Below are 24,472 nucleotides of genomic sequence, written 5' to 3' on the forward strand. Positions count from 1 at the left end.
GGCAGGGCAGAGGGGGGTATGGCGGATCTCCAACGGCATCAAATCTCCCCTCATATCGTCGTCCGCGCCCGAAGCGCCGCGGTCAACGTGCCCTCGTCGAGATAGTCAAGCTCACCGCCTACAGGCACGCCATGCGCCAATCGCGTGATCTTCACATCGAGCCCGGCCAGCTGATCCGTTATATAGTGTGCTGTGGTCTGCCCCTCGACGGTGGCATTGACGGCGATGATCAGTTCCTTGATGCCGCCGGCCGTAACGCGTTCGATCAGGCCCTTGATGTTGAGATCATCCGGGCCGACGCCATCGAGCGGCGAGAGCGTGCCGCCGAGCACGTGATAGGCAGCGTTGAGCGCGGCGGCGCGTTCCAGCGCCCAGAGATCGGAAACATCCTCGACGACGATGATGACGGACTGGTCGCGGCGATCATCGATGCAGACGGTGCAGGGATCGGAGGTATCGACATTGCCGCAGCGCGAGCAGATCTTGACCTTGTCATAGGCCTCGCCCATGGCGCTGCCGAGGGGCCCGAGCAGCTGATCCTTCTTCTTGATCAGATGCAGCGCGGCGCGGCGCGCGGAGCGTGGGCCGAGGCCCGGCACCTTCGCCAGCAGCTGGATGAGTTTTTCGATTTCGGGGCCGGTGACTCGCTTTGCCATATCGGGTTCTTAGCCCATATGTTTGAAAAACGGAAACGGACAGAAAAGCGGGCCTTATGAAAATCCTCGCCGTCTGCATCGGCAACGCAGAGAGGCTCCCTGGCAAAAGCTACAAGACCGGCATCAACAAGCACGCCATCAGCGGCGGCGTGCTGGTCGACGCCGAAGGGCTGCTTGGCGACGCGATCTGCAACCGCAAGCACCATGGCGGTGTCGACCAGGCCGTGTATGTCGAGGGATCGCTGACGCTCGACTGGTGGTCGGCGGAGCTCGGGCAGACGATCACTCCCGGCACCTTCGGCGAAAACCTCGTCATCGAAGGGCTCGACAACACGATGGTCGCAGTCGGGGATCGGTTCATAGCCGGCGATCTTGTGCTCGAGGTGACCTCCGCGCGCATTCCCTGTGCCACCTTCGCGGCGCGCATGGGCGATCCCTTGTTCGTTAAACGCTACACCCGCGCCGGCCGCCCCGGCATCTATTGCCGGGTGATCGAACCGGGCACGGTGGCGGCCGGCGAGACGGTGGAATGGCAGCGGTTCGTTGGAGCGCGGGTGACGATGCCGGAGATGATGGCGACGTTCGGCAGGCGGCTGTCAGCCGAAGACCGCGCCCGCTATCTGGCCGCGCCGATCCACTACAAGCTGCGCGACAGCCTTCTCGCCGAGAATTAAGCCCGTGCGGGTCCCAGCACCGAGATTCCGGCTTCATGATCACTTGCTGATATCGGGACGTCTCCTAATTTCCTTCGGACGGTATGCCAATCCAAGGAGGCCTGCATGTCCGTCTTCAAATTTACCTCGTTCGCCCTTGCCGTTGCCGCCGCGACGGCCCTTTCCGCTCCGCAGCCGGCGGCGGCGGCCAATGTGCATGCGGGGTCGCTGACCTGCGATATCTCGGCGGGAATCGGCATGATCATCGGCTCGAAACGGGAGGTGGACTGCATGTTCACGCCCTCGCAGCCCGGGCATGTGGAGCACTATCGCGGCGCGATCACCAAGATCGGCGTCGATATCGGCGTGCTCAAGGGCGGAACGCTGATCTGGTACGTCTATGCGCCGGCGAACCATCCCGAGGGCGCGCTGCAGGGCAGTTATTCCGGCGTCGCCGCCAATGCGACCGTCGGCCTCGGTCTCGGGGCGAATGCGCTGGTCGGCGGCCTGGAGGGATCGGTGGCGCTGCAGCCGCTGTCCGTCGAGGGCACATCCGGCCTCAACGTCGCGGCCGGCATCGCCAACATGAAGCTGACCTTCGTTCCGCCGAAAATGGCAAAGCCCGCCAAACACCACACGCAAAAGCACACGAAATAAGCGTTCTCAAACGACAAGCGCCGGCCACCCGATGGGCGCCGGCGCTTGCAAATCCAAGTTTGATCGAATGATCAGAATGGCATCTTGAAGCCGGGCGGGATCGGCAGGCCTGCCGTCAGCGCCTTGGTCTTTTCGGCGGCAACCGCGTCGGCCTTTTCCTTGGCATCCTTGTGGGCGGCGACGATCAGGTCTTCGAGGATCTCGACGTCATCTTCCTTGAAGAGCGACGGATCGATCTTCAGGCTCTGCATCTCGCCCTTGCCCGTGATGACGACGGTCACGAGACCGCCACCGGACTTGCCTTCGGCCGTGAGCGAGGCGATTTCCGCCTGCATCTGCTCCATCTTGGCCTGCATTTCCTTGACTTTGCCCATCATGCCCATGATGTCGCGCATCGTCTTCTCCCTTCTTGGTGTCTCAGAATTCTATGTCGTCGCCGGGCAGAATATCGCCCTCTTCGGATTCGGCGGTCGCCGGCGCCTGCACGGGACCTTCCTCTTCTTCCGGTTCCGGCGCGCGGACGCGAACGTCGATGATCTTGGCGCCCGGAAACTGCGAGAGGATGGCCGCCACATCAGGATCCTGCCTGGCGTCGCTCACCTGCTGCGCCTTGGCGTTGGCTTCGGCTTCCACCATGGTCGGCTGGCCGGCCTCGCGGCTGAGGCTGACGATCCAGTGGATGCCGGTCCATTCCTTGAGCTTCAGCGCAAGTTCGTTGAGCAGCGTTCCCGGCGCGCCTTCCGTCAGGTTGACATCCAGGATGCCGGGCTGGACGCGAACCGGGCGCACGAAATTGCGCACCAGCGCCTTGATCTTCACATCGCGCTTTTCGCCGGCGAGGTTGGCGATATCGCTGACCGAATTGACCCGCACCAGCGGCTGCGGCGCATCGGCGGCCTTCGCCTCGGTGCGGCCGACGGCGAGGCTCTGAGGATCAGAGTTCTGGACGACGCGCAGCATGGCGGTCGGGCCGGCGGGCTGCGGGCGTGGTGCCGTGGCTTCCGCGGCGCGGGCCATGACATTGCCCTGATAGCTGACGGTCGCGCCGCCATTTCCACCACCATTGCCCGATGGTGAGGCCGAACGCGCGCCACCGTTGTTCTCAGAGAATTCCGCAAGCCTACGGGCTGCGTCCTCGGGGGCCGGGAGGTGGGCGGCGTGCGCCAGGCGGATCAGCACCATTTCGGCGGCACCCGAGGGGCGCGAGGATGCTTCCACCTCGGGAATGCCCTTCAAGAGCATCTGCCAGATGCGCGACAATGCCGTGACGGCGACGCCTTGCGAGAATTCCGCACCCTTGGTGCGCTCGATTTCGCTGAGCGAGGGATCATTTGCGGCATCCGGCACGTATTTCAGACGGGTCACCAGATGCGTGAAATCGGCAAGATCGGTCAGCACCGCCACCGGATTGGCGCCGGCCTCGTACTGGCTTTCGAATTCGCCAAGGGCTGCGGCCACGTCACCCTTGATGACGTGCTGGAAGAGATCGACGATGCGGGCGCGGTCGGCGAGGCCGAGCATCCCACGCACCGATTCGGCCAGCACCGCGCCGCCGCCATGGGCAATCGCCTGGTCGAGCAGCGACAGGCCGTCGCGCGCAGAGCCCTCGGCGGCACGGGCGATCATCGCCAGCGCATCGGGCTCAGCCTCGATGCCTTCCTTCGATGCGATCGTGGTGAACAGGCCGACGAGATCGGACGCGCTGATGCGGCGCAGGTCGAAGCGCTGGCAGCGTGACAGGACCGTGATCGGCACCTTGCGAATCTCAGTCGTGGCGAAGATGAACTTCACATGCTCCGGCGGCTCTTCGAGCGTCTTCAGCAGGCCGTTGAAGGCCTGCGTGGAGAGCATGTGCACTTCGTCGATGATGTAGACCTTGTAGCGCGCAGACACCGGGCGATAGCGCACCTGCTCGATGATCTCTCGGATGTCGTCGATACCCGTATGCGAGGCGGCGTCCATCTCGATGACATCGACATGGCGGCCTTCCATGATCGCCTGGCAGTGGTCGCCGGGGATGCGCAGATCGATCGTCGGCTTGTCGATCTCGGCTGTCTTGTAATTCAGCGCGCGCGCCAGGATGCGGGCGGTCGTCGTCTTGCCGACCCCGCGAACGCCGGTCAGCATGTAGGCTTGCGCGATACGGCCGGTCTCGAAGGCGTTGGTCAGGGTCTGGACCATCGGCTCCTGGCCGACCATCAGATCCGTGAAATCCTTGGGGCGGTATTTGCGTGCCAGCACCCGGTATCCGGTGCCCGTCGAGGCGGCATCTTGTGATTGTCGCTCGGTGTCGCTCATCGCCCTGCTTAACGCCCGAACTCTTCGGGCAAAGGATGGAGAGAAGGGTGGGAGGCTGGCACGATGACCCGTGCCTGGCTCGTTAGGGCTGCTTCCTTCCGGACCTGACCCGGTTGGCGAGTGGCTCGTCCACCACCAACCTCCCGAAGGCACATATCGGCAATATCGCGATCAAAAGCAAGCCAAGCTCCGAAAAAACTGCTAGCCTATGGAAAACTCTGGAGGAATACCCGTTGGACGCTTTCAAACTCGACCACCGGCTGGCCAATGACAGCATCAGTATCCTGAAAACGGGCCTCTGCGACTTCCGGCTGGCCAGGGACTGTCGCTGGCCATGGCTGATCCTCGTGCCGCAGCGCGCCGATATCACCGAGATTTTCGAGCTGACGCCGCTCGATCAGGTGATGCTGACATTCGAGACGGAGCTGGCCTCGACGGCCTTGAAGAAGGTGACCGGGGCGACAAAAATCAATGTCGCGGCTATTGGCAATATCGTCCGCCAGCTTCATGTTCATGTCGTCGCGCGCTTCGAAGGCGATCCGAACTGGCCCGGCCCGATCTGGGGCTACGGCAAGGCGGAGGCCTATGAAGACGCGAAACGAGAGCAATTCATTAAGACGATGCGGGAAGCCCTTTCATCATGAGCCGTTCGCTTTTCGAGACGGATGTACCCCATCCCGAGCCCAGCAATCTGACGGCATTCGCCGCCAACGACCTGATCCGCGATTCCGAGCATCGCAACGAAAACTCGGTGGACGAGGCGCTCGCCAAGGATGGAACCCATATCTTCGCCTTCACCGGCGACAAACTTGTATTGAAGCATGACGGCCAGGTGCTCGACCCGCTGTTCGCGCGCTACGAGCTGACCGATCTCAAGCCCAACTGGGACGAGACGATCCTGCTCGGCTACCGCAAGACGGGCGAGCCGAGACTGGCGGTGCCGGTCGCCGTGCCGGAAGAGGAGTTGTCCAGCCAATACAAGCCCGCCGACGGCCGGTCGCTCTATCGCGACATGCTGCTCGACGACGTGCTGCTTGGCGAATTCGCGCAGGGCGCCAGCCTGATACGCTGGAACGGCGACAACCGGTTTTGCGGCCGTTGCGGCTCCGCCATGGAGATGCATATCGGCGGCTACAAGCGCGTCTGCTCCGCCTGCCAGCACACGATCTTCCCGCGTACCGACCCTGTCGTCATCATGCTCACTATCGACGAAGAGCGCGATCTCTGCCTGCTCGGGCGCGGTCCGCATTTCGCGCCGGGCATGTATTCCTGTCTCGCCGGCTTCGTGGAGCCCGGCGAAACCATCGAGAATGCCGTGCGCCGCGAGACGCTGGAAGAATCCGGCATCCGCACCGGCCGCATCCGCTACCACGCCTCGCAGCCCTGGCCGATGCCGCACACGCTGATGATCGGCTGCTACGCCGAGGCCAAGTCACGCGACATCACCCGCGACGAGCAGGAGCTCGAGGATTGCCGCTGGTTTACCCGCGAGGAGACGATCGAGATGCTCGAGCGTCCCGGTGCCAACGGCAGCGCCCCGCCGCCGAAGGGCGCGATCGCTCATCGCCTAATGCGCGACTGGGTGGAGTGGAAGAACCGGTAGGCCAATAGAATGGCTCGCTCAGAACGCTTGCTTACATTGCTGCAGACGCTGCGCCGCTATAGGCGGCCGGTAAGCGGCGCGGTGCTCGCGGAAGAAACCGGCGTCAGTATCCGCACGCTCTACCGCGACATCGCCAGCCTGCAGGCGCAAGGCGCGTTGATCGAGGGCGAGCCGGGGCTTGGCTATATTCTGAGGCCCGGCTTCATGCTGCCGCCGATGATGTTTTCGCAAGACGAGATCGAAGCGCTGGTGCTGGGATCGCGTTGGGTGGCGCGGGCGGCAGATCCGAGGCTGGCGGCAGCGGGCGCCGACGCGCTCGCCAAGATCGCCGACGTGCTGCCACGCGAGATCCGCGACGAGATCGAAACGTCCCCCCTCCTCATCCACATGCGCCCGCCGATATCGAGCAAGGCCGACATGGGCGTGATCCGCAAGGCGATCCGCGGCGAGCGGGTGCTGAAGCTGACCTATACCGACGAAGGCGGCGCGGTCTCCATCCGAAATGTCTGGCCTTTCGCCATCAGCTACACCGAGCAGGTCCGGATGATCGTCGCCTGGTGCGAGCTCAGACAGGATTACCGGCATTTCCGCACCGATCGGATCGTCGAGATGATCCCGCAGGAAACGCGCTATCCGCGCCGCCGCGCCGTGCTGCTGCAGGAGTGGAGCGACCGCGAGATCGTGCCGCGCGAACAGAAAACACTACTGCCATAAACTGACAGCATATGAGTCTAGTATGGGTCCTATCGAAACAGGAGGACCTGCCATGACGAGCCTGAACACGTCCCAGACCATGGGCCAGACGACACGCGGCAACCACCGTTCCGACGAGGCCAGCTCCGACACCTGGTATCCGCAATCGCTGATGCTCAGGATGATGCAGAATGCATCGCGCAGCATGGCGCATAGCATGGGCCGCAACCTTGGGCGAACGGGCGCTCCGCGTCTCGATCCGCAATCCATGTCGGAAAATCTGAGGCGCGATATCGGCGTCATCGACTGGGGCAGCTGCGACCGCGAGCGGTAACCGACACTCTAACATTTCAATCACGCTTTTGACCGCTGCCGGAGAACCCGGCGGCGTTCTCATCATCACGTCATTTTCACGCAGAGGGACACCATCATGAATAGCCCCAATCTCATCATTCTCTATGTCCGCGATCCCGCCGCGAGCGCCAGCTTCTACAAGGCGCTCTTGAACCGCGAACCGGTTGCCGACGCGCCCAATTTCGTGGCTTTCGCGCTCGATGGGGGCTTCACGCTCGGGCTGTGGCGGCTGAGCAGCGTCGTGCCGCAACCATCGGCGATCGGCAGCCGCGCCGAGATCGCCTTCATGGTGCCGGGCGAAAACGGCGTCTCCAACCTCTACCGCGACTGGCGCGACCGCCACCTGCCGATCGCCCAGGATCTGACCGACCTCGACTTCGGCCCGACCTTCGTGGTGCTCGATCCGGATGGGCATCGGCTGCGGGTTTGTGAGCCGGATAAGTAAGCATCGCTGCAGAGCATTAAAAAGGGCGCCTCGGCGCCCTTTGTCGTTACTTCTGCAGCAGGCCCCGCATCGGGTGGCCCTTGTAGACGCCGAGGATGCGGACCTTCTCGGAGAAGAACTGCAGCTCTTCCAGCGCGCGGCGGACGTTGGCGTCGCCGGGGTGGCCTTCGATGTCGGCGTAAAACTGGGTGGCGACGAACTTGCCGCCGAGTTGGTAGCTTTCCAGCTTGGTCATGTTAATGCTGTTGGTGGCAAAGCCGCCGAGCGCCTTATAGAGTGCTGCCGGAATATTGCGAACGTTGAAGACGAAGGTGGTGACCAGCTTCTCTTCGGCCGCGCCACGCTCGGCCCACTTTTCGTCGCGCGACAGGATGACGAAGCGGGTGACGTTGTCTTCGGTGTCCTCGACGTTTTCGGCAATGATATCCAGCTTGTAGAGGTCGGCTGCCAGACGCGGCGCGAGCGCTGCCATCGAGCGGTCGCCGGTTTCCTGTACCAGCTTGGCGGCGCCCGCCGTATCGCCGGCAACCACGGCCTTCCAGCCATTGGCGCGGACGATCTTGCGGCACTGGCCGAGCGCGTGAATGTGGCTATGGACGGTGCGGACCTCATCCTTGGTCACACCGGGCAGCACCATGAGCTGGAAGCGGATCGGCATGAAATATTCGCCGATGATGTGCAGGCGCGATTCCGGCAGCAGGTGGTGAATGTCGGCAACGCGGCCGGCGATGGTGTTTTCGATCGGGATCATCGCCAGGTCGGCATCGCCGCTTTCGAGCGCCACGAAGGCATCCTCGAAGGTCTGGCACGGCAGCGGATCCATATCAGGAAACATGTCGCGGCAGGCCATGTCGGAATTGGCGCCGAAGTCGCCCTGGAAGGCGATTTTGTTGGTCTTGATGCTCATGGGAGATCCGTTACTTCGATTGTGCGGAAAGAATGCGCCGCGCCTTTTCAAGGTCGGCGGGAGTATCGACACCGAGCGGAACGGTGTCAACGATCTCGACATCGATGCGCATGCCGGCTTCCAGCGCCCGCAGCTGCTCCAGCGATTCGCGCTTTTCGAGTGTGGAGGGCCCGAGCGATACGAAGCGCTCCAGCGCCGCGCGGCGATAGGTGTAGAGGCCGATGTGATGATAAAGCGGGCCTTCGCCATAGGGTGCCGTTGCCCGGGTGAAGTAGAGCGCCCGCATGCGGGTTTCCGACAGCGGCGAGCCAACCACCTTGACGATATGAGGTGCGGTCTTGTCTTCCTCGTTGTCGATGGCGATGGTCAGCGTGGCGATATCGACCTCGGCGTCTTCCAGCGGGCGCAGCGATGCGCGCACCGTTTCCGGCTCGATCGTCGGCAGGTCGCCCTGGACGTTGACGATATATTCGATGCGGCCTTCGGGATCGACCTTGGTCAGCGCCTCGTAAATGCGGTCGGAGCCGGATTGATGCGCCTTGGCGGTCATGACGACCTCGAAACCGGCGGCGGCGACCACGTCGAACACTTCCTGCTCGTCGACGGCAACGACCACGCGGCCGATCGCGGCCTCCTTCGCCCTCAGAGCCACCTGGATGACCATCGGCTTGCCGCAGATGTCGGCGAGCGGCTTTCCGGGCAGTCGGGTGGATGCCATGCGGGCCGGAATGAGGACGAGTACGTTGTCTAAATTTGGACTTGCCATTGCTCAGGCCTTCATTTCCGGGCGGAAAGGTGTCAAAAAGTCTCATGCCGCCGAGGCGTTCGGCTGTTGCAAGAACTAGCCAAAAGACATAGGTTTCGCTCGATTTCAAGTGACAGACCGGTTTTATGTCTGCCGGCTGTGAGGGGGGAGCATCACAGATGAATTCTTACGTGAATACGGCGGTGGGAGCGCTACTTGGGACGGTTTTCGTCCTGATGTCCGTATCCATCGCTTCGGAAAGCCTGTTTCATTCGGAAAATCCGGAGAAAGAGGGCTTTACCATTGTAGCCGAGGAAGCTTCGGCCGCCGATGCCGGTGGCGCTGCTCCGGCTGCCGCCGTGCCGATCGCGCAGTTGCTTGCGAAAGCCGACGCCAAGGCCGGCGAAACGGTCTTCAAGAAGTGTCAGGCCTGTCATGACGGCACGAAAGGGGGACCGAACAAGGTCGGGCCGAACCTCTTTGGTGTCGTAGATCGTCCCATCGGCGCGCATGAAGGTTTCGCCTATTCCGCCGCCATGAAGGATTTTTCCAAGGGCGCCAGCGAGAAGTGGACCTTCGATCACCTGAACCACTTCCTGGCCGCGCCGAAGAAGTACATTGCCGGAACGGCAATGGGCTTTGCCGGCCTCCAGAAGGACACCGACCGCGCCAACGTGATCCTCTATCTGCACACGCTGGCCGATGCGCCGGTGCCGCTGCCCGATCCGAACGCGCCTGATTCGGCGACGCAGTAAGTTCGGACAGATCTGAATACGTTTGAGCCCGGCCGATGCGCCGGGCTTTTTCATGCGTGTTATCCGAGGAGGTAGGCCCAGAAGGAGACGGTGATGGCGCCGAGCGCGGTCGTCAGCGTGATCGTCGAGGCGGCCAAGCTGTGGCCGACGCCGAAGCGGTTGGCGATCAGCCAGGCGTTGACGCCTGTGGGAACCGCCGAGATCAGGACGAGTGCCGCGGTCCAATCGCTTTCGAGACCGAGCAGGTGGCTGGTCGTCCAGACGCAGGCAGGCAGGAGCAGCAACTTGAAGGCGGAGGTGACGCTGGCGATGCCGACATTGCCCGAGGTGCCGTATTGCTGCAGCGCCATTCCGAGCGAGATCAGGGCGACGGGGCCGGACACGCCGGCGATCTGATCGACGACCAGTTCGACCGGCATCGGCATCGTCCAGCCGAGCAGATGCATGAGGGCGCCGCCGGCGAGCCCGATGACGAGCGGATTGCGCACGAGATTGCTGGCGATCTGGCGCAGCACCGCGACAATGCTGCGACCCTTGCCACCGGCGATCTTGTGCTCGGCGCGCTCCATCAGAATCGTGCCGATGATCATCATGACCGGCAGGTGCACGGCGATCAGGATCGACAGCGGCACGAGGCCCTTGTCGCCGACGGTGCGCTGAACGAGCGGCAGGCCGATGAAGATGGTGTTGGCGAAGGCCGACGACACGCCGGCGAGCACGCCGATGCGGTCGTCACGACCGAAGAAGCGCGTGGCGGCGATATGGGCGGCGGTCCAGGTGATGGCGACGCCGGAGAAATAGGCGATCCAGAGCCGGAAGGGCGAGGCGCCCTTGAAATCCGCTTCGGCGATGGTGCGGAAGAGCAGCAACGGCACGGCGATCTTGAAGACGAAGTCGCTCAGCGCATCGCCGACCTCCGCCTTCATCAATCCCACTTTGACGATCAGCCAGCCGATCAAGATCATCACGAAGATGGGAAGAACGTCGAGAAAGATGGCGGACATCGGGGACGGATTGCCTATTGCATGGAATATCAAAGGTCTAACAGCAAACCGTTCGCGCTGACAAACCGGAATGACATCGGCCATGGCGCAAACGCAAAAAAAGCGGGGTTCGGCCCGCTTTTCCGCATCCGGTCCTGCCGGATTGCCGGTTGGTCATGCTGCCAGTTCATCCGTGGTCAGCGTCGCACCGGTATCGTCGAAGGGCATCGTTTTGTTTGTCGGGCCCTTCTCGATCGGCGACTGCCCTAAAGCCGTCCATGCCGATCTTGTTGATGAGAGATATAGCCAGCCAAAATGACAGGCGAATGACGTCGGCGCGGCATTTTTGCGAAAGGATTGGCCGCAAATCCGGCATTTCTGCTTCCCATGGGCTGAAAATCCGCTAAGACCGACTACCGGCTATCACCAAAACCGGGACCTCCCATTTCATGACCAAATTCGATGTACTGACTGTCGGCAACGCCATCGTCGATATTATCGCGCGTTGCGACGACCAGTTCCTCATTGATCACAAGATCACCAAGGCAGCGATGAACCTGATCGATGCCGAGCGCGCCGAACTGCTCTACAACCACATGGGCCCGGCGCTGGAAGCCTCGGGCGGCAGCGCCGGCAACACGGCGGCCGGCATCGCCAATTTCGGCGGCAAGGCTGCCTATTTCGGCAAGGTTGCCGAAGACCAGCTCGGCGAGATCTTCGCCCACGACATCCGCGCCCAGGGCGTCCACTACCAGACGCAGCCGAAGGGCAAGTTCCCGCCGACCGCCCGCTCGATGATCTTCGTGACCGAAGACGGCGAGCGCTCGATGAACACCTATCTCGGCGCCTGCGTCGAGCTCGGACCCGAGGATGTCGAGCCCGAGGTCGTGGCGCAGTCGAAGGTCACCTATTTCGAAGGCTACCTCTGGGATCCGCCGCGCGCCAAGGAAGCGATCCGCGATTGCGCCCGCATCGCCCATGAGAACGGCCGCGAAATGTCGATGACGCTTTCCGACAGCTTCTGCGTCGGCCGCTATCGCGACGAGTTTCTCGACCTGATGCGGACGGGTACCGTCGACATCGTTTTCGCCAACCGCCAAGAAGCACTGGCGCTCTACGAGACCGAGGATTTCGAAGAGGCGCTCGTCAAGATCGCGCAGGATTGCAAGATCGCCGCGGTGACGATGAGCGAAGAGGGTGCCGTCATCTTGAAGGGCAGCGAGCGCTTCTATGTCGGCGCCATCGAGATCAAGGAGCTTGTCGACACGACCGGCGCCGGCGATCTGTTCGCGGCGGGTTTCCTCTATGGCTACACGCAGGGCCGGACGCTCGAGGATTGCGGCAAGCTCGGCTGCCTGGCGGCCGGCATCGTCATCCAGCAGATCGGACCGCGTCCGATGAAGTCGCTCACTGAGGCCGGCAAGCAGGCGGGTCTCGTCTAAGGCCTGACTTACCCCTAGCGTATCTGCCCTCTGACTTATCTGGAAGCCTTCAATCCGTTGAAGGCTTCTTTTACTTGAAGGCCTCACTTACTTGAAGGCTTCGCCTGGATCGGCCTTACTTGAAGGCCTCTCCGGGATAGGCGCCCCAGATTTCCGACTGCGCCACCCAACCTTCGGCGCCGTCAATCTTGGCGAGGCACCAGTCGCCGGTGCATTCGCCGATGTTCATCATCACACCGGGCTCCAGCTTGGCGACGACGGTCGCGGATGGCTGGGCCTCGCGGCGCACGTTGACGAAGACGCTCTTGCCCTTGCCCTTCATCCAGGGGGCGGCAATGGCGGCGCGGGAGCCAGACAGTAGCGACTGGTTGACCCAGCCCTCGGTGCCATCGGCATCGCGCACCTGGCGCCAGTTGTCATATTCCTGGATGATTTCCACCGGCAGGCCGGCTTTCAGATACATCCACGACGCGGCATAATCGGTGCCGGGGCCGATGCGCAGGTTGACGCGCTTGGATTTCAGCGTGACGAAGCGCGGCAGCGGCAGGCCGCTCGGACCCTTCGCCGCCTGGGCATAGCCAAGCTCGGCGGTGCCGGCCGAAAGCACAAAGCCCAACGCGAGGGCGAGGCATGATTTCAGGACTGTGCTGCGCATGACGATTTCCGTTCGCTATGATCCAGGCGGTTCCTCCGCCTGATTTCCGGACCTCGACATTCCACGCACGCTCAACGAGTTTTGTTTGTCTTCGCGTACGGGTCTGGTAGAAATTCCCCGGAACGGGAAAATTATCCCGCGTCTTGGTTAAGGACCTCTGAACAAGGCAGCAGCTCCAGGATATGACGACAAAGAAAAAAACGAAGGTCTACATTACCCGCAAGCTGCCGGATGCCGTCGAAACGCGCATGCGCGAATTGTTCGACGCCGAGCTCAACATCGACGACACGCCGCGCACCGCAGCACAGCTGGCGGCTGCGATGAAGAGCGCCGACGTGCTGGTGCCGACGGTGACCGACCGGATCGACGCGGCGCTAATCGACGAGGCCGGGCCGCAGCTGAAGCTGATCGCCAGCTTCTCCAACGGCACCGACCACATCGACGTGGAGGCCGCCGCCCGCAAGGGGATTACCGTCACCAACACGCCCAACGTGCTCACCGAAGATACCGCCGACATGACGATGGCGCTGATCCTCGCCGTGCCGCGCCGGCTTGGCGAAGGTGCGCGTGTGCTGACCGACCGGCCCGGCGAATGGGCCGGATGGTCACCCACCTGGATGCTCGGACGGCGCATTCACGGCAAGCGGATCGGCATTGTCGGCATGGGCCGGATCGGCACCGCCGTTGCCCGCCGCGCCAAGGCCTTCGGCCTCTCCATCCACTATCACAACCGCAAGCGGGTGACGGCGACGACCGAAGACGAGCTCGAGGCGACCTATTGGGAAAGCCTCGACCAGATGCTGGCGCGCGTCGACATCGTCTCGGTCAACTGCCCGTCGACGCCGGCGACCTTCCATCTGCTCTCGGCACGGCGCCTGGCGCTGCTGCAGCCCACGGCCTATCTCGTCAACACCGCGCGCGGCGACGTGATCGACGAGGCGGCGCTGATCAAGTCGCTCAGGGAAGGCAAGCTTGCCGGCGCCGGGCTCGACGTGTTCGAGAACGAACCGGCGGTCAATCCGAAGCTGATCAAGCTCGCCAACGAGGGCAAGGTGGTGCTCCTGCCGCATATGAGCTCGGCAACGATCGAGGGCCGTATCGACATGGGCGACAAGGTGATCATCAACATCCGCGCCTTCATGGACGGCCACCGCCCGCCGAACCGGGTGCTGCCGGGGCGTTAAGCCCAGGGCGCTAGAACGCGAGGCGCTTGCGCATCTCGATGGATGTGGTGCGGGTGAAGCCAGGATGGGCGTTCTCGGCGGTCTTCTCAAAACCCCAGCGGCCGAAGACAGCGTGGTTTTCGGTGAGCTCGATGCGTGTTTCCAACCGCAGCTCCGGCAGCGAAAGTGCGCGAGCGGTGTCCTCGGCAATAACAAGTAGCCGCCGACCGATGCCGCGCCGTTCGGCAGTCGGCGCCACCGCCAGCTTGCCGACATAGAGGCAGTCCGCTTCCGGTCGCAGGAAGATGCAGCCGACAAACGCGCCCTCTTCGATCACGACATAGGCGATCTCGGCTTGCGCCTTGGCGGCCAGCGATTGCACCGTCAATCCGAGCGCCGAGGATGGCGGGTCGATGCGGTCGTTCATGTACGCGAAGGACGACAGGATGAGCGCGAGAAGCTCGTCCCAGCGGGAGAAACCGGCATCGAGGCGAAGGATGGTCACGATGCCTGGCTCTGGCTCTGTCGGGCGCGCCGACGCTTGTAGCGGATGGTGTCGAAGCGCGCCGCAAGGGCATCATAAAGCAGCAGGCGGCCGACCAGCGGCTCGCCGGTGCCTGTGATGAGCTTGATTGCTTCCATCGCCATCAGCGTGCCGATGACGCCCGTGAGCGCGCCGATGACGCCGGTTTCGGCGCAAACGGGGATGAGGCCCTCCGGCGGCTTTTCCGGGAAGAGGTCGCGGTAGGTGGGATTGAGCACGCCATCGGCTGTTGTCTCATAGGGCTTCAGCACGGTGACCGAGCCATCGAACCGGCCGACCGCGCCGGTTACCAGAGGCAACTGAGCCGCTTCGGCGGCATCGGCCGCGGTGTAGCGCGTGTCGAAATTGTCCGAACCGTCGATGACGAGATCGAAGCCGGAGAGATGGCGGCGGGCGCTGTCTGCGGAGAAGCGCTCCTCGAAGCGGATAACGCGGACATGCGGATTGAGCCTTGCGATGGCGAAGGCCGCACTTTCCGTCTTCAATTCGCCGATCGTGCCGGAATCGTGGATGACCTGGCGCTGCAGATTGGAGAGCGATACCCGGTCGTCGTCTGAAATGCCGAGCGTGCCGACACCGGCTGCCGCGAGATATTGCAGGATGGGAGCGCCGAGGCCGCCGGCGCCGATGACGAGCACACGCGCGGCCTTCAGCTTCTGCTGGCCGGCGCCGCCGATCTCCGGCAGCAGGATGTGGCGCTGGTAGCGGGCGATTTCTTCCGGGCTCAACGGTTCCATGGGCGCGATGCTAGCATGGCCCTTGGCGGCGGGGAAAGTGTCGGTCATTCGAATATCTTTCCATCGGCAACGGTGAAGAATTGCGCCCGGTCGCCGAGTGCTGCGAACATCGACCGGTCGGTGCCGGTCATGAAGGCCTGGCCGCCGAGCGCGTCGATCAGATCGAAAAGCGCGGCACGCCTGTTTTCGTCGAGATGGGCGGCGATCTCGTCAAGCAGCAGGATCGGCGCATGGCCGGTGAGATTGGCGACGAGGCGGGCGTGCGCCATGATGAGACCAACCAGCAGCGCCTTCTGCTCGCCGGTCGAACAGCGCGCGGCTTCCATGCGCTTGTCGCGGTGGCGGACAAGCAGGTCGGCGCGGTGCGGTCCCTCCAGCGTGCGGCCGGCGGCGGCGTCGCGATAGCGGCTTTCGGCGAGCTGTGCCGCGTATTCATCCTCGAGATCGACGGCGGGGCGATCGAACTGGCCATCCATGAAGCCGGCGAGATCGAGCGATGCCGACGGGAATGGCGAGGTCTCGCGGGTTTCCTCGATGAGGCGGACGAGGAGGCCGAGCATCTCCTGGCGGGCCATGGCCATCGCAATGCCGAGCGTTGCCATCTGCTCCTCGATGCCTGACAGCCAAGAGGGATCGAAGCGGCGCTCGTCGAGCAGCTTGTTGCGGCTGCGCATGGCGCGCTCGAAATCGCTGGCGCGGCGGCCATGGGCGGGATCGAGCGACAGCACGAGGCGATCGAGAAAGCGGCGACGCTCGGACGAGCCGCCGGTGAAGAGGCCATCCATCGAGGGTGTCAGCCAGAGAAGGCGCAGGTGATCGGTGAGTTCGTCGGCGGTCTTGGCCGGCGTGCCGTTGATGCGGAGCCGCCGCGACGTGCTCTCGTCATTGCCGTCGACCCCGGTGCCGATCTCGACCTCGCCATCCATGCCGTCGAGCGCCGCGAAGATCGTAAAGCCGCCATGGGCGCCGACGCGGGTGACATCGCCATAGGTGGCCCGGCGCATCCCCCGGCCCGGCGACAGAAACGACACCGCCTCCATCAGATTGGTCTTGCCGGCGCCATTATCCCCCACCAACACCACATGCCGGCCATCCAGCTGCAAACCGGCCGACGCATAATTGCGAAAGTCGGTGAGCTTGAGACGGGACAGGGAAACCTTGTGGGGCATGCTTTATCCGGATTCGTGACGGCTGAGAGCTAAGCGCTATGGGCGCGGATGGCAAGGGTGGGGGTGGGGTGTGGGGAGTGTGAGGCTTGCGAATGTGTAGCGCGGAATGAGTGTTAGCGGTCTGCGGTGTCGCGATCAGGTATTGAGCGTTGTGCCGTGTGATACCCCCCTCTGCCCTGCCGGGCATCTCCCCCACAGGTGGGGAGATTGGCTGGGCGCGGCCGCTCGCTCAACGCTCATTGTTTGGCGAAAGCCTCACCACGAGTCGATCTCCCCCCTTGTGGGGGAGATGCCCGGCAGGGCAGAGGGGGGTAACTCACGGCACCGCCTCACGACCATAAGACCGCACTTGAAAGACACACCAAATCCCCACGCCGCCCGAAAGCCCGTGTCTCCACCATGCACTTCACTCGGACGGGGCGCTGGAAATCACCTCGGTTGAGTAAGTAGAATATGGCGCTTCCCAGCGCCCCGTTCGGCGGTTTTTATCCGCGACTTCGATCTCTCTGCCTTCTCGCCCAACTTCGCGGCGAGACCATGTGTGCCTCACAGGCACGTCCGGGCTCAACTCGGCCCCTCTTGCGAGGGAAGCCGCCGTCACCGGAGGGAGATCATTTTCCGCGGACCCGGGTCATGAGGTTTTGCGTCTGACCCTCACGCTCCGCGCCGATCCCGCCTCGCCGGCACGCCTGCCGGTGTATCCGATGACGGGACGCCGATAGTGTAGGGCGGCGTTTCCGACGCGGGGAAAATCAGCGCCTGGATTTTGCGTAAGTGCTTGATCATCAATACTCGCATCATCTCCGACATCCCCTCGCTCAAGAAGCCGCATCATACACGGCGAGGGCATTGCGTCGCAGCGGGTTTCGCAGCAGCGGGCGAGCGCTTATATCAGGCGTGCCGCAGGAACGCGGTGAAACGGATTTTGCGATGGATAGCGAGATACAGGGACGGGCGGCGCATTCGGCGGCGATCAGGGAGCGGGCAGAGGCCGAGATGGCGGGCATGGGGGTCGATGGGGCGTTTATCGATCGGCTCGTCGAGACGTTTTATGGGCGTGTTCTGGAACATCCCGCACTGGGGCCGGTGTTCGACGCCAGGCTTTCCGGGCGGTGGCCGGAGCATATGGAGAAGATGAAGAGCTTCTGGTCCTCCGTCGCCTTTCGCAGCGGCGCTTATGGCGGCAAGCCGGTGCAGGCGCATGTCGGCGTGGCCAACATGACGCCAGAGCTTTTTCCGCAATGGCTGGCGCTGTTTTCCGCGACGCTTGACGATATCGCCCCCTCCAACGAGGCGAAGGCATGGTTCATGGCGACGGCCGAGCGGATCGCCAGGAGCCTGACGCTGTCGCTGTTCTATAATCCCGCGCTCGACGATCCCAGGCTGAGGAAGAGCTGAGATCGCCGGGCCACCCGAAATCAGGCGATGCGCTTGTAGAAGAAGGTGGAGGCGCAGAAGCCGCCTTCCGGCCAGAGCGCGTAATCCGGGATGACGCCGACGCGCTCCCAGCCCAATCGCGGATAGATCGCCTCGGCATCGCTGCCGGTCGCGGTGTCCAATACGAGAATGGTCTTGCCGCGACGCGCGGCTTCCTCTTCGGCGGCGTGCATCAACAGACGCGCCAGGCCCTTGCCGCGCGCGGCGCGGTGGACGAGGAGCTTCTTCAGGTCGGCTCGATGCGGCTGGTTCGGCATCTGGGCGGCGCCGATCTGCACGGTGCCGAGCACCCTGCCCTCAAGCTCGGCTGCGAAAAGCAAGGTGGCGCCCGAGGCGACGCTCTCGGCGACGGCCTGCCAGTAGGGTTCGGCGTCTGCGCGCGTGTATGGCTGCATGAAGCCGACGGAGGCGCCGCCATCGACGCAATCGACGAGCACATCGCAAAGATCGGGTATCGCGGCGCGAGCCTCTGTCGCGTCGAGCAGGCGGATGGTTGTCATGGGGTCTCCTGAGATTGACTAGAGCACCGTACGTCCGAATGGACGCATAAAGGACGCTCTAACTCTTTGAATCGACGCATCGAGCTTTCCGAAAATCGATTCCGATTTTCGGGCCGATGCGCTAGCGGCGGCGGTCGAGCACGACGCAATAGCGGGCCGGCGCGGGGCCGGGATTATGAAAGACATGGCCTTCGGCCACGGGCATGAACAGGCAATCGCCGGGAAGCAGGCGATGCACGGTGTTGTCGCCCGTCGTCATCTCCATCTCGCCATCGAACATCCAGATATGCTGGGTCATGCCGCTGGCGGCCGCATGCGGCGGAAAGCTGACGCGGGCGCCGGCCGGGAACTCGACATCGACGATATCGACATCCGACGTGGTGCCCGGCGGCGAGACGGCGCGCCTGATGTAGCCGGTTTCCGGATCACGCCAGACCTGCTGGTCCTGCCGGCGCGATAGCGACGCGGCCTCGCCTTCTTCGGCGAAGAAGGCCGAGAGCGACAGGCCGAGTGCGGCGCAGACGCGGGCGAGCAGGGCCGCAGTCGGGCTCGCCTCGCCACGCTCGATGCGCGAGATCATCGCCCGGCTGACGCCGGAGGCGGTGGCGAGATCGTCGAGCTTCAGGTTTCTGTCGGTTCTGAGCCTTCGAATCCTGACGCCGATCGCCGTTTCGAGTTCCTGTTCCATTATCCGATCCATATTTCCACTATAATAGAAATGCATGGTTCAATCGTGGAAACAAGCGCTATTTTCGCCGCATGATGGCGCGACTTATCGTAAACGAAACCCTGCTTTTCCGCTTTGCGGCAAGGGGATGCGCTGCTATATGCGGCGCATGAGCACCAATTCGACCCGTACGCCCCTCGACCATATCCGCAACTTCTCGATCGTGGCCCATATCGACCACGGCAAGTCGACGCTGGCCGACCGCCTGATTCAGTCGACCGGCGGCCTTGCCGAGCGCGATATGTCGGAGCAGGTGCTGGATTCGATGGATATCGAGCGCGAGCGCGGCATCACCATCAAGGCACAGACCGTTCGCCTGCACTACAAGGCCAATGACGGCGAAACCTATATCCTGAACCTGATCGACACGCCCGGCCACGTCGACTTCGCCTATGAAGTGTCGCGTTCGCTGTCGGCCTGTGAGGGTTCGCTGCTGGTCGTCGACGCCTCCCAGGGCGTCGAGGCGCAGACGCTCGCCAACGTCTACCAGGCGATCGACAACAACCACGAGCTCGTCACGGTCCTGAACAAGATCGACCTGCCGGCGGCCGAGCCCGACCGAATCAAGGAACAGATCGAGGAAGTGATCGGCATCGACGCTTCCCAGGCCGTGCTGATTTCGGCAAAGACCGGTCTCGGTATTCCCGACGTGCTGGAGGCGATCGTGCACCAGCTGCCGGCGCCGAAGAGCGAAGCCGGCGAGAAGGGCCCGCTGAAGGCGCTGCTCGTCGACAGCTGGTACGACACCTATCTCGGCGTCATGGTTCTGGTGCGTATTCTCGACGGTGTGCTCTCCAAGGGCATGACCATCCGCATGATGGGCACGGACGCCAAGTATCAGGTCGAGCGCGTCGGCGTGCTGACGCCGAAGATGCTGGCAGTCGATTCACTCGGTCCGGGCGAGATCGGCTTCTTCACCGGCTCGATCAAGGAAGTGGCTGACACCCGCGTCGGCGATACGATCACCGAAGACAAGAAGCCGACGGCGACGGCGCTGCCGGGCTTCAAGCCGGCGCAGCCTGTGGTGTTCTGCGGTCTCTTCCCTGTCGATGCCGCCGATTTCGAGGACCTGCGCGCTGCCATGGGCAAGCTGCGCCTCAACGATGCGTCCTTCTCGTTCGAGATGGAAAGCTCGGCGGCGCTCGGCTTCGGCTTCCGCTGCGGCTTCCTCGGCCTGCTGCATCTCGAGATCATCCAGGAGCGCCTGGAGCGCGAGTTCGATCTCGATCTGATCGCCACAGCCCCTTCGGTCGTCTATCAGCTGACGATGACCGATGGCTCGGAGCGCGAGCTGCACAACCCGGCCGACATGCCCGATGTCGTCAAGATCTCCGAGATCCGCGAACCCTGGATCAAGGCCACCATCCTGACGCCTGACGATTATCTCGGCGGCATCCTGAAGCTCTGTCAGGACCGTCGCGGCATCCAGACGGAACTCACCTATGTCGGCAAGCGCGCCATGCTCACCTATGAGCTGCCGCTCAACGAAGTGGTGTTCGATTTCTACGACCGCCTGAAGTCGATCTCCAAGGGCTATGCCTCGTTCGACTATCACCTGGCCGATTACCGCGAGGGCAACCTCGTGAAGATGTCGATCATGGTCAATGGCGAGCCGGTCGATGCGCTCTCCATGCTGGTGCACCGCACGGCTGCCGAAAAGCGCGGCCGCGACATGTGCGAGAAGCTGAAGGACCTGATCCCCAGGCACATGTTCAAGATCCCGATCCAGGCTGCGATCGGCGGCAACGTGATCGCCCGCGAGACGATCTCGGCGATGCGCAAGGACGTGACCGCCAAGTGCTACGGCGGCGACGCGTCACGCAAACGCAAGCTGCTCGACAAGCAGAAGGAAGGCAAGAAGCGCATGCGGCAGTTCGGCAAGGTCGATATCCCGCAGGAAGCCTTCATTGCGGCGCTGAAGATGAAGGACGACTGAGGCTCTTTGCTTCTGCCTGATATGCGCATATCGTATGCGCATATCAGGAGACCGATCATGCCTCAGACCCGTCGCAAGGCCGCCAACCTGTCGCTCGACAGCGAGCTGGTCTCGCAAGCGCGCGAACTGAACCTCAATGTTTCCAAGGCCGCTGAAGACGGCCTCAGGCGCGCCATCAAAAGCGAGCGCGAACGGCTGTGGCTGATCGAGAACGCCGAGGCGATCGCGGAAGAAAACGCCTATGTCGAGAAGCACGGCCTGCCCTTTGCCAAGTACCGGCAGTTCTGAATGGCGCGCTTCCATGTCTACCGGCTGCAGGGAGATGACGTTCTCGCGATCGACCTGCAGAGCGACTTTCTTGATGGCCTCCCATCGCGGGTGATGGCGCCGCTTCACAATATCGAAGGCATGTCCTGGGCGATTTCGCGGCTCAATCCACGCGTTACAGTCAATGGCCGAACCTATGTGATGGCGACCCAGCGCATGGCGTCCATTCCGCTGTCGGAGATCGGCGCGGAAGTGGCTGATCTCTCGTCGCGAAGCGACGACATTACCGCAGCGCTGGATTTCCTTTTCCAGGGCTTCTAGGCGTTTTTTGCGATATATCTTTCATGATCCTGCATCGGCAGCAGGTCGGCGGACGCTTAAGGTCCGCCGGTCTTGTTATTTGTTGTTCTTCTCTTGATCGCGGTGCCACTTGATGGCGAAGAACATGCCCGTTCCCAGCACGATGATTTTGAACGGGAGGAAGATTATGAGGAACCAGTCCATCGTTTATATTTCCAGGCTATTACTTGACGCTATCCGTCGTGAGGCAAACTGCCTCAAACCGATGTCGTGCATTGTATAACCGCTCGCTGTCCTCGAATACCTTCTAGCCCTGCGTCATATAGTCTTTTGTCAGCCGTTCGTAATCCTGCATCTCCGGCAGCGCTTCGTAGCTATGCACGGCACCGGTTTTGGCGAAGGGCAGCTTTTCGCGGGTCCAGGTCTCGATGAAGGGTGTGAACCAGCTAACATCGTCGAGCATGGTCGGGCGCAGATTGACGAACCACTCCATGCCTTCCGTCTTCGTGAACATCCAGGTCATGCAGTGCGGGCAGAAATAGTGGTGCGACATGGCGCCGTGGAGGCCGCCGATGACAGGTTCGCCCTTGGTCACCTCGAAGCCTTCGGAGGGGATCGCCGCGCTCAGCGAATAGGCGCTTGAAGACATGGTCTGGCAGCCGGTGCAGTGGCAGGCCATGGTCAAAAGCGGCTTGGCGCTGATCTTCAATCGCACGCGACCGCAGCGGCAGCCGCCCTCGCTCGGCAAATTCAACTGGCTCATTTCCATCTCCCTTATTCCCGTTGAGATGATAGCGCCCGGCGCGCGGAGATGAAGGGGCTCGTTCGAACAAATGCGGCTTTGCTACAAATTCTCAACCTGCGGGACGAGACGGTGGTTAGCATGCTGCCCATCCCGCCCCATTGAAAACGCGAAATAATCTGTCGTGCCCGCGACATATCCGTACCGACGGGAGTGTTAGCGACGACAAAAGCATACTCAACCCCTAATTGCTTCGTTGCTAACTTAGAGATGGTCGAATTTTGCGACCGATTTATTCAAGTCGACGCTATGCTTGGCGCGATATGTCGACATTTAACCGGCTAATAGGCAGTCTTTTCACCCGGTTTTCCCCACTATTCGCAGCTTTCGTTTTGGGGGTTGCAACGGCCGACCTTTACGATAGGTTGCGCGTTGACTTGCACGTAACAGGTCGCCAAGGGAACAACGACGAATAAAAGGCGCTAAAAAGCCTAGAAAGGTGGGCCCCCACATGAACTTCCCCACAAAGAAAATTCTTGCCTCCGCAGTGCTTGGCTCGCTGCTGGCATTCTCCGCCCACGCGGCGACGATCAACATCCACAATGGCGGCGACCCGCAGTCGCTCGATCCGCAGAAGCTCTCCGGCGACTGGGAGAACCGCATTGCCGGCGACATTTTTGAAGGTCTGGTGACCGAGGATGCGCATGACAATCCTGTTGCCGGCCAGGCCGCGAGCTGGACGATCTCGGACGACCGCAAGGTCTATACCTTCAAGCTGCGCGACGGCATCCAGTGGTCCGATGGCCACCCGGTGACCGCAGGCGACTTCGTGTTCGCCTTCCAGCGCCTGATGGACCCGAAGAACGCCGCCGACTACGCCTATCTGCAGTTCACCATCAAGAACGCCGAGAAGATCAACAAGGGCGAGATCACCGATTTCAGCCAGCTGGGCGTCAAGGCGATCGACGACAAGACGCTCGAGATCACGCTTGAAAACCCGACCCCCTACTTCCTCAACGCGCTGATGCACTACACGGCCTATCCGCTGCCCAAGCACGTTGTGGACGCCAAGGGCGCCGACTGGGTGAAGATCGGCAACATCGTTACCAACGGTCCGTACACGCCGACGGAATGGATTCCAGGCTCGCACGTCACGACCAAGAAGAACGACAAGTATTGGGATGCCGCGAACGTCAAGATCGATGGCGCCAAGTTCTTCGTGCTCGAAGACCAGGAAGCCGCGCTGAAGCGCTACCGCGCCGGCGAATTCGACATCCTCACCGACTTCCCGACCGACCAGTACGAGTGGATGAAGAAGAACCTGCCGGGCCAGGCACATGTCGCGCCGTTCTCCGGCCTCTACTATTACGTCATCAACTCGCAGAAGGGCCCGACCGCCGACAAGCGCGTGCGCCAGGCGCTTTCGATGGCGATCAACCGCGAGGTCATCGGACCGCAGATCCTCGGCACCGGCGAACTGCCGGCTTACTCCTGGGTACCGCCGGGCACCGCCAATTACGGCGAACCGGCCTACATCTCCTGGAAGGACGAGCCTTACAAGCAGAAGGTCGAAGAGGCCAAGAAGCTGTTGACGGAAGCCGGATTCGGACCGGACAAGCCGCTCACCCTGCAGCTCAAGTACAACACCAACGACAACCACAAGCGCATCGCCGTTGCGATCGCCGCAATGTGGAAACCGCTCGGCGTCAATGTTGAACTCATCAACGCCGAAACCAAGGTGCACTACGACCAGCTGCAGCGCGGCGACGTGCAGGTTGGCCGCGCCGGCTGGCTCGCCGACTACAACGATCCGGACAACTTCCTGAACCTGCTCGTCACCGGCGTGCAGATGAACTATGGCCGCTGGTCGAACGCCGACTACGACAAGCTGATCAAGGACGGCAATGCCGAAACCGATCTGACGAAGCGGGCGGAGATGTTCAAGAAGGCCGAACAGATCGCACTCGACGACAGCGCCGCATTGCCGATCTACTACTACGTTTCCAAGAACGTGGTCTCGCCGAAGATCGAAGGCTTCGTCGACAACATCCAGGACATCCACCGCACCCGCTGGCTGTCCATCAAGGAATAAAGAGAGGCATTG

At 62.5% G+C, this 24,472-nt stretch carries 29 protein-coding genes and 1 other RNA gene; 16 read left to right on the forward strand and 14 right to left on the reverse strand.

Features of this window, described 5'->3' with window-relative positions:
* Positions 1–50: 50 nt before the first annotated feature.
* Positions 51–656 (reverse strand): recombination mediator RecR, encoded by a 606-nt coding sequence (gene recR / locus B3605_RS13205; protein ID WP_112944988.1) that lies wholly within the window; start codon positions 654–656, stop codon positions 51–53.
* 56 nt (positions 657–712) lie between these two features.
* On the opposite strand from recR, the gene B3605_RS13210 reads away from it, so the two are divergent.
* On the forward strand, positions 713–1,330 hold the full coding sequence (locus tag B3605_RS13210; protein ID WP_112944989.1) for an MOSC domain-containing protein: 618 nt from the start codon (positions 713–715) through the stop codon (positions 1,328–1,330).
* A gap of 105 nt (positions 1,331–1,435) precedes the next feature.
* Complete coding sequence (locus tag B3605_RS13215; protein ID WP_112944990.1) at positions 1,436–1,966, forward strand: DUF992 domain-containing protein; 531 nt, start codon at positions 1,436–1,438, stop codon at positions 1,964–1,966.
* Positions 1,967–2,037: 71 nt separating this feature from the next.
* Here the strand turns inward: B3605_RS13215 and B3605_RS13220 are convergent, their stop codons facing one another.
* From B3605_RS13220 to ffs, 3 genes are all read right to left on the reverse strand, one after another.
* Entirely contained in the window at positions 2,038–2,361 is a 324-nt protein-coding gene (locus B3605_RS13220; RefSeq protein WP_112944991.1) for a YbaB/EbfC family nucleoid-associated protein, read from the reverse strand.
* A gap of 22 nt (positions 2,362–2,383) precedes the next feature.
* Entirely contained in the window at positions 2,384–4,264 is a 1,881-nt protein-coding gene (locus tag B3605_RS13225; protein WP_112944992.1) for a DNA polymerase III subunit gamma/tau, read from the reverse strand.
* Positions 4,265–4,311: 47 nt separating this feature from the next.
* Positions 4,312–4,408, reverse strand: an RNA gene (ffs, locus tag B3605_RS13230) — signal recognition particle sRNA small type.
* An 89-nt stretch (positions 4,409–4,497) separates the two neighbouring features.
* Between ffs and B3605_RS13235 the strand changes: the two genes are divergently transcribed.
* From B3605_RS13235 to B3605_RS13255, 5 genes are all read left to right on the forward strand, one after another.
* Positions 4,498–4,908: an HIT family protein gene (locus B3605_RS13235; protein ID WP_112945024.1), complete on the forward strand. Its 411-nt coding sequence runs from the start codon at positions 4,498–4,500 to the stop codon at positions 4,906–4,908.
* Positions 4,905–5,867, forward strand: a complete 963-nt coding sequence (nudC, locus tag B3605_RS13240; RefSeq protein WP_112944993.1) for an NAD(+) diphosphatase — start codon at positions 4,905–4,907, stop codon at positions 5,865–5,867. The genes B3605_RS13235 and nudC overlap by 4 nt, the downstream gene beginning before the upstream one ends.
* A gap of 9 nt (positions 5,868–5,876) precedes the next feature.
* Positions 5,877–6,581 (forward strand): helix-turn-helix transcriptional regulator, encoded by a 705-nt coding sequence (locus tag B3605_RS13245; protein ID WP_112944994.1) that lies wholly within the window; start codon positions 5,877–5,879, stop codon positions 6,579–6,581.
* Between the two features lie 52 nt (positions 6,582–6,633).
* On the forward strand, positions 6,634–6,894 hold the full coding sequence (locus B3605_RS13250; protein WP_112944995.1) for a hypothetical protein: 261 nt from the start codon (positions 6,634–6,636) through the stop codon (positions 6,892–6,894).
* A 96-nt stretch (positions 6,895–6,990) separates the two neighbouring features.
* The gene (locus tag B3605_RS13255; RefSeq protein WP_047506521.1) at positions 6,991–7,359 is read left to right on the forward strand and encodes a VOC family protein; all 369 of its coding nucleotides are present in this window, start codon (positions 6,991–6,993) and stop codon (positions 7,357–7,359) included.
* 46 nt (positions 7,360–7,405) lie between these two features.
* Here B3605_RS13255 and B3605_RS13260 read toward each other — a convergent pair whose 3' ends face one another.
* Both B3605_RS13260 and B3605_RS13265 read right to left on the reverse strand, forming a co-directional pair.
* Positions 7,406–8,266 carry a prephenate dehydratase gene (locus tag B3605_RS13260; protein ID WP_047506519.1) on the reverse strand — a complete coding sequence of 287 codons (861 nt, stop codon included), beginning with the start codon at positions 8,264–8,266 and terminating at the stop codon, positions 7,406–7,408.
* Between the two features lie 10 nt (positions 8,267–8,276).
* Positions 8,277–9,032, reverse strand: coding sequence for a 3-deoxy-manno-octulosonate cytidylyltransferase (locus tag B3605_RS13265; protein ID WP_112944996.1), 756 nt, complete (start codon positions 9,030–9,032; stop codon positions 8,277–8,279).
* A gap of 158 nt (positions 9,033–9,190) precedes the next feature.
* Here B3605_RS13265 and B3605_RS13270 point away from each other — a divergent pair, with 158 nt between their 5' ends.
* Complete coding sequence (locus tag B3605_RS13270; RefSeq protein WP_112944997.1) at positions 9,191–9,766, forward strand: c-type cytochrome; 576 nt, start codon at positions 9,191–9,193, stop codon at positions 9,764–9,766.
* Positions 9,767–9,825: 59 nt separating this feature from the next.
* Here the strand turns inward: B3605_RS13270 and B3605_RS13275 are convergent, their stop codons facing one another.
* Positions 9,826–10,770, reverse strand: coding sequence for an AEC family transporter (locus tag B3605_RS13275; protein WP_047506515.1), 945 nt, complete (start codon positions 10,768–10,770; stop codon positions 9,826–9,828).
* An 82-nt stretch (positions 10,771–10,852) separates the two neighbouring features.
* Here B3605_RS13275 and B3605_RS13280 point away from each other — a divergent pair, with 82 nt between their 5' ends.
* Both B3605_RS13280 and B3605_RS13285 read left to right on the forward strand, forming a co-directional pair.
* Positions 10,853–11,068, forward strand: a complete 216-nt coding sequence (locus B3605_RS13280; RefSeq protein WP_296434416.1) for a hypothetical protein — start codon at positions 10,853–10,855, stop codon at positions 11,066–11,068.
* A gap of 130 nt (positions 11,069–11,198) precedes the next feature.
* Positions 11,199–12,191, forward strand: coding sequence for an adenosine kinase (locus B3605_RS13285; RefSeq protein WP_112973723.1), 993 nt, complete (start codon positions 11,199–11,201; stop codon positions 12,189–12,191).
* A gap of 115 nt (positions 12,192–12,306) precedes the next feature.
* Here B3605_RS13285 and B3605_RS13290 read toward each other — a convergent pair whose 3' ends face one another.
* Complete coding sequence (locus B3605_RS13290) at positions 12,307–12,846, reverse strand: SH3 domain-containing protein (RefSeq protein WP_018899091.1); 540 nt, start codon at positions 12,844–12,846, stop codon at positions 12,307–12,309.
* 182 nt (positions 12,847–13,028) lie between these two features.
* Between B3605_RS13290 and B3605_RS13295 the strand changes: the two genes are divergently transcribed.
* Positions 13,029–14,030, forward strand: a complete 1,002-nt coding sequence (locus B3605_RS13295; RefSeq protein ID WP_047506511.1) for a 2-hydroxyacid dehydrogenase — start codon at positions 13,029–13,031, stop codon at positions 14,028–14,030.
* Between the two features lie 10 nt (positions 14,031–14,040).
* Here the strand turns inward: B3605_RS13295 and B3605_RS13300 are convergent, their stop codons facing one another.
* From B3605_RS13300 to recF, 3 genes are read right to left on the reverse strand one after another with little or no spacing between them, the layout of a single operon-like run.
* The gene (locus B3605_RS13300) at positions 14,041–14,514 is read right to left on the reverse strand and encodes a GNAT family N-acetyltransferase (RefSeq protein ID WP_112945000.1); all 474 of its coding nucleotides are present in this window, start codon (positions 14,512–14,514) and stop codon (positions 14,041–14,043) included.
* Positions 14,511–15,338 carry a molybdopterin-synthase adenylyltransferase MoeB gene (locus tag B3605_RS13305; RefSeq protein WP_112945001.1) on the reverse strand — a complete coding sequence of 276 codons (828 nt, stop codon included), beginning with the start codon at positions 15,336–15,338 and terminating at the stop codon, positions 14,511–14,513. The genes B3605_RS13300 and B3605_RS13305 overlap by 4 nt, the downstream gene beginning before the upstream one ends.
* Positions 15,335–16,459: a DNA replication/repair protein RecF gene (gene recF, locus B3605_RS13310; protein ID WP_018899087.1), complete on the reverse strand. Its 1,125-nt coding sequence runs from the start codon at positions 16,457–16,459 to the stop codon at positions 15,335–15,337. Before recF ends, B3605_RS13305 begins: the two co-directional genes overlap by 4 nt.
* A gap of 930 nt (positions 16,460–17,389) precedes the next feature.
* Between recF and B3605_RS13315 the strand changes: the two genes are divergently transcribed.
* Positions 17,390–17,857: a group III truncated hemoglobin gene (locus B3605_RS13315; protein ID WP_112945002.1), complete on the forward strand. Its 468-nt coding sequence runs from the start codon at positions 17,390–17,392 to the stop codon at positions 17,855–17,857.
* 20 nt (positions 17,858–17,877) lie between these two features.
* On the opposite strand, the gene B3605_RS13320 is transcribed toward B3605_RS13315, so the two are convergent.
* Positions 17,878–18,396, reverse strand: a complete 519-nt coding sequence (locus tag B3605_RS13320; RefSeq protein ID WP_112945003.1) for a GNAT family N-acetyltransferase — start codon at positions 18,394–18,396, stop codon at positions 17,878–17,880.
* Positions 18,397–18,517: 121 nt separating this feature from the next.
* The gene (locus tag B3605_RS13325; RefSeq protein ID WP_112945004.1) at positions 18,518–19,084 is read right to left on the reverse strand and encodes a helix-turn-helix domain-containing protein; all 567 of its coding nucleotides are present in this window, start codon (positions 19,082–19,084) and stop codon (positions 18,518–18,520) included.
* A 139-nt stretch (positions 19,085–19,223) separates the two neighbouring features.
* Here B3605_RS13325 and lepA point away from each other — a divergent pair, with 139 nt between their 5' ends.
* The 3 genes from lepA to B3605_RS13340 are packed head-to-tail and all read left to right on the forward strand — an operon-like array spanning position 19,224 to position 21,647.
* Positions 19,224–21,059 (forward strand): translation elongation factor 4, encoded by a 1,836-nt coding sequence (lepA, locus tag B3605_RS13330; RefSeq protein ID WP_026283110.1) that lies wholly within the window; start codon positions 19,224–19,226, stop codon positions 21,057–21,059.
* Between the two features lie 57 nt (positions 21,060–21,116).
* On the forward strand, positions 21,117–21,347 hold the full coding sequence (locus B3605_RS13335) for a type II toxin-antitoxin system CcdA family antitoxin (RefSeq protein ID WP_112945005.1): 231 nt from the start codon (positions 21,117–21,119) through the stop codon (positions 21,345–21,347).
* Positions 21,348–21,647, forward strand: a complete 300-nt coding sequence (locus B3605_RS13340; RefSeq protein ID WP_112945006.1) for a CcdB family protein — start codon at positions 21,348–21,350, stop codon at positions 21,645–21,647.
* A 286-nt stretch (positions 21,648–21,933) separates the two neighbouring features.
* Here the strand turns inward: B3605_RS13340 and B3605_RS13345 are convergent, their stop codons facing one another.
* Entirely contained in the window at positions 21,934–22,389 is a 456-nt protein-coding gene (locus B3605_RS13345) for a GFA family protein (protein WP_112945007.1), read from the reverse strand.
* A 490-nt stretch (positions 22,390–22,879) separates the two neighbouring features.
* Here B3605_RS13345 and B3605_RS13350 point away from each other — a divergent pair, with 490 nt between their 5' ends.
* A complete protein-coding gene (locus tag B3605_RS13350) occupies positions 22,880–24,460 on the forward strand; it encodes a peptide ABC transporter substrate-binding protein (protein ID WP_112945008.1) in 1,581 nt (526 codons plus the stop codon).
* The last annotated feature ends 12 nt before the right edge of the window (positions 24,461–24,472 follow it).

Origin of the sequence: Rhizobium sp. UBA1881 (genome assembly GCF_002338015.1) — a bacterium.
Classification (GTDB): domain Bacteria; phylum Pseudomonadota; class Alphaproteobacteria; order Rhizobiales; family Rhizobiaceae; genus Rhizobium.